This window comes from Armatimonas sp., from assembly GCF_043760365.1.
Classification (GTDB): Bacteria; Armatimonadota; Armatimonadia; order Armatimonadales; family Armatimonadaceae; genus Armatimonas.
The window spans coordinates 1-4,053 of record NZ_JAYUPA010000651.1 but is presented as its reverse complement, the minus strand read 5'-3'; the positions used below and the strand labels follow the sequence as shown (position 1 = coordinate 4,053).

Below are 4,053 nucleotides of genomic sequence, written 5' to 3'. Positions count from 1 at the left end.
TCGAATGTTGCCATCGCGCACGGCCACAAACGCAACATGCGCTGGGTCGCAGCAGACCGCGTCCGATTCGGTGAGTGCGCCCAGCGGAAAGAGCTTGTCCTCGGGGATATTGAGAAGCTCGCGCACCTGGCCGTAGCCAAAGACACGCTCGCCGACCGTAAAGCGCGTCACGGCGGAACCGATCGTAATCACCTCTCCGACCACCATATTGCCGATCCCGCGCGGTACTGGTGCAACTGCCGGTGTTTCTTTACTTTCCGGGCGTGGCAGAAACAGCCGCAGCTCCGGGTTCCATTGCTTGGCACTAAACGCACTCCCCGTGATCAATTGCGCCTCCGTGCCGTGCTTGGGCGCGGCGAGCTGCACTTTGATTTGCACTTCGTTGGCTTCCAGAGTCGGTAGCTCGTACTCCGTGATCCAGAAGCGCGAGCCATCTTCGGTAACTATTCGTCTTGGCATTTGATTTTTTCTTTGGTTCGAGGCAACAAGTTGCTCTCGCTGAGGGCTAGCGCCGGTCGTCCTCGCGGACGGGGAGGATGAGGGGGGAGCCGACACGTGCTAGGCCATCGCCTATTGGTTGGTCGTAGAGAAGTGTCTGGTTTATTTCTAGTTCGCCCTCGGCCATTGTTACCGTAAGCGTGCTCTCATTGAGCGAGATGGTGCCGAAGCCTGTGGCGGTGGCAAAGAAGCTCTGGAACGTGCCGGTGCAGGGGACTCTTGGGCCGAATTCCAGGGTCTTGGTGACGGCGGAGTAGCGGAAGCCGGTGCAGGCTTGTACCAGCGCATAGCTCGCCATGGCACGAGCGTAGTAGCTACCGCACTCGTACTCGTTGAAGGGGTTGCGGACGTGTCCCTCGTAGCGGGAGCGCACGGCCTCGACAATTGCCAGCCCCTCGTCCACCAGCCCCTCTAAAATGCAGTGCGATGCCACTTGGTACTCAATGCCTGTCCAGACCTCATCGGAGTAGACGAAGGGAAGTGTGGGCTTTTCGCCGTGGGGCCACGTGCAGAGTAATAACCCCGCCTCGTGGCCCAGCGCGTAGCTGGGGCGCTGGAGGCAGGCGTGCTCAAAAAGATCGGGCTTGAAGTTGTGCGCGAAAATAGCCTTGAGGTGCGAGGCGATATGGTCTTTGCGGAGCGGTGTCTCGACACCATAGAGGCTCGCCATCCATGCGCCGATTACGCCGTCGGAGAGGCAGCCGGTGCCGTATTGGTACTTTGGCCCCTCACGCCTCAGCAGCTCGCCCCACTCATCGCCGTCTTCAAATTGCGCCAAGCTCTCGGAGAAACTCGTGTCGCGCAGACCTTCCCACTGTACTTTTTGTGGATAGTATTCGCCGTTGAAGAGTTCGGTGTCCAGAGACGCCGCGCCGCTCTGAGCAAGTGCCTGGTAGGTGGTGGCATCGTCGTGATTTTGGAGCGCGTTGGCGATCTCAGCCATCGCGCTCAGCGCCCCGAGATAGATGCTGGTGCACATCCCCTCCGCGCCCCAGAACTCGATATCGTAGGTATTGTGGTGTGGCTCCGTTAAGACCCCGCACCGTGCCGGGTCCCAGGCGGCGATGCAGAAGTCTAGCGAGCGCTTGGCGAGGGGATAGAGCCGCGCCAGCCACGCCGTGTCGCCGGAGATCTGCCACTCACGCCAGAGCTTGAGAATCCCGCCAAGCTGCCCATCGGACGCGGCGTGATAGTCGTGGCTCGTCGGGGCATCCGGGAGGGCAGCGCGGAAGTTCACGTGCCCGCGTCCGTCCATCGAGCGCAGGTACTCTTGCTCGCGAAGCGTCCGTTCCAGCGCCGGAAAGAGATGCGGCAGGGCCTGGGCGTAGTTCCAGACATGGGTGCAGGTGCCATGGCAGCAGCCGCTCTGGGTGAAGCAGCCCTCCCAGCCCCAGAGATTCCCGCTTGCCTGCCGCAGCACGGTCGGGGATTTGAGGATGGCGAGATTGGACGCAATCGCATCAATCACCGCAGGTGGCAGTGTTGAGGTATGGAGTGCGTCTGCAAAAGCAGACGTTCGCGCGAGGAGACTATCGTAGTTCTCGCTGGCGTAGGCGCCAACGGTCTCGGCATCCACCCATTGCGCTGAGTACCAGGGTTTCCAGCTCTTTTCTGTACCACCGACGCCCCACCCGACATTGGGAAAGTGCCACGCAAGTACGATGGGAATTGTCGTGTTCTGGCCTGGGGTAAGCTCTACTGAAACCAGCACGGAGCCGCCGTTGCGCCCGTCCAAACCACGCTCGCTTGCACTGCCATCGTTTTCTTTGAACTGCCCGGACTCGACTTCTCGCCACAGAGCCGAGAGAGAATCGAACCAGCCGCCACGTAGCCACATTGCCTTGCAGCGAACCTCTCCCCCCTGCCCCCTCTCCCAGGCAGTCGTTCCTCCTTGGGAAAGGGGAAGAGAATCCTCTTTGGCTCCCCTTTCCCAGCGAGTTTGCGAGCGCCCGGGAGAGGGGCTGGGGGAGAGGTTCACCATCAGTGCGGCACTGCCAAAAGTCTCACTCTCGGGATCGTCGGTGTTGGTGAAGTAGATGCCTTGGCCGTTTTTGAGGAGTCGGTTGCGTGTGCCTTTCTCGCCACCCTTGCCCTGCACGGGATGCGCCCAGTGGTAGGAGAACTCGATGGAGAGGGGCTTGTCGCTCGTGTTGGTGAGCTTGTAGTGCAGAATCGCGGCGGGAATCCCTGAGGCTTTCTCGTCGCCCGGGATAAATGGGCTCCAGCCGGTGAGCTCGACGGCAATAGGGACTTTTGGGTCGCTAAGGGTGACGGTGCCAAACGGGTAGCGGCTCTCGAAAGAGCACTCCACAAAGCGGGGCATGCCTTCGTGGCCGCCTTTTCTATAACCCTGCGCCTGCAAGCCCTGGTCGTAGAGTTTTTCAGGCGGGAGCGGGCCTTCGACGAGGCGGGTGATGGGGTTTTCTCCCTTGACATGCAGCAGGGCAAAGGCACCGTCGTAGTAGCCGTGGCCGTCGGGGAGGGCGGTGATGGTGGGTTTATGGCGGATTGAGAAGTCTTGCAGGCCGCCGTGACCGTTGAGGCAGATCGTGCCTGCCCCGATCCCGCCCATCGGCATGGCAATTTGGAGCAGCTTCGCTCCTTCGTAGATCATCCTAGCGTTTCCTTTGCCAGTTTTTCCGCCACCCCAATGTAGGTGCCGGGGGTGAGTGCGGCCAGGCGCTTTTTGTCCTCGTCGGGGAGCTCCAGGCTCTCCACAAACGCGGCGAGGCCCTCGGGTGTGATCCTCGCGCCTCGGGTGAGTTCTTTGAGACGCTCGTAGGGGTTGGGCAGCCCCGCTTTTCGCATGACGGTCTGGATGGGCTCGGCCAGCACTTCCCAGTTGGCATTCAGGTCGGCAGCAAGACGTGCCTCGTCTACGGAGAGCTTGCGTAGGCCGCGCAGTGCCGCCGTGATCGCGATCAGCGTGTGTGCCAGCCCCGTGCCCATGCTGCGAATCGCTGATGAGTCGGAGAGATCGCGCTGTAATCTTGAGACGGCGAGCTTGCTGGCGAGGTGCTCAAAGAGTGCATTGGCAATGCCCACATTGGCCTCGGAGTTCTCAAAATCAATCGGGTTGACTTTATGGGGCATCGTAGACGAGCCCACTTCGCCCTTGACAGCTTTTTGAAGAAATACTCCCAGAGCGATATAAGTCCAGACATCCCGGTCAAAGTCCAGCAAGATGGTATTAAAGCGCGTGAGCGTATGAAACAGCTCAGCCATGTAGTCGTGCGACTCGATCTGTGTGGTGAGTGGGTTGTAGGTCAGTCCGAGGCTCTCCACAAAACGCTGTGCCAGCGCGGGCCAGTTTGCATTCGGGTAGGCGCAGAGATGGGCGTTGAAGCAGCCAACCGCACCATTGAGTTTGCCGAGATACTCCTGCGCCGCGAGCTGCTTTTCCTGACGCCGCCAGCGGTGTACAAAGACCGCCAGCTCTTTTCCTAACGTGCTGGGCGACGCGGGCTGGCCGTGGGTTCGTGAGAGCAGGGGGGTTGCAGCGTAGGGGCGTGCAAAATCAGCGATGGTCTCGATCAGCTCGTGGATCTTGGGAAG

2 protein-coding genes and 1 pseudogene are annotated in these 4,053 nt (G+C 60.5%); all 3 read right to left on the bottom strand.

Annotated features, from left to right (window positions below):
* Positions 1–459: pseudogene (locus ACH2EH_RS15050) on the bottom strand (hypothetical protein); the annotation flags it as partial.
* 46 nt (positions 460–505) lie between these two features.
* Positions 506–3,112: a GH116 family glycosyl hydrolase gene (locus ACH2EH_RS15045; protein WP_395142860.1), complete on the bottom strand. Its 2,607-nt coding sequence runs from the start codon at positions 3,110–3,112 to the stop codon at positions 506–508.
* On the bottom strand, positions 3,109–4,053 hold a 945-nt coding region (gene purB, locus ACH2EH_RS15040), incomplete at its 5' end, for an adenylosuccinate lyase (protein ID WP_395142859.1). The genes ACH2EH_RS15045 and purB, both read right to left, overlap by 4 nt.

Excerpts from the sequence above, each read along its gene's own strand:
- ACH2EH_RS15045 (WP_395142860.1), bottom strand. The coding sequence starts at position 3,112 with ATGATCTACGAAGGAGCGAAGCTGCTCCAAATTGCCATGCCGATGGGC.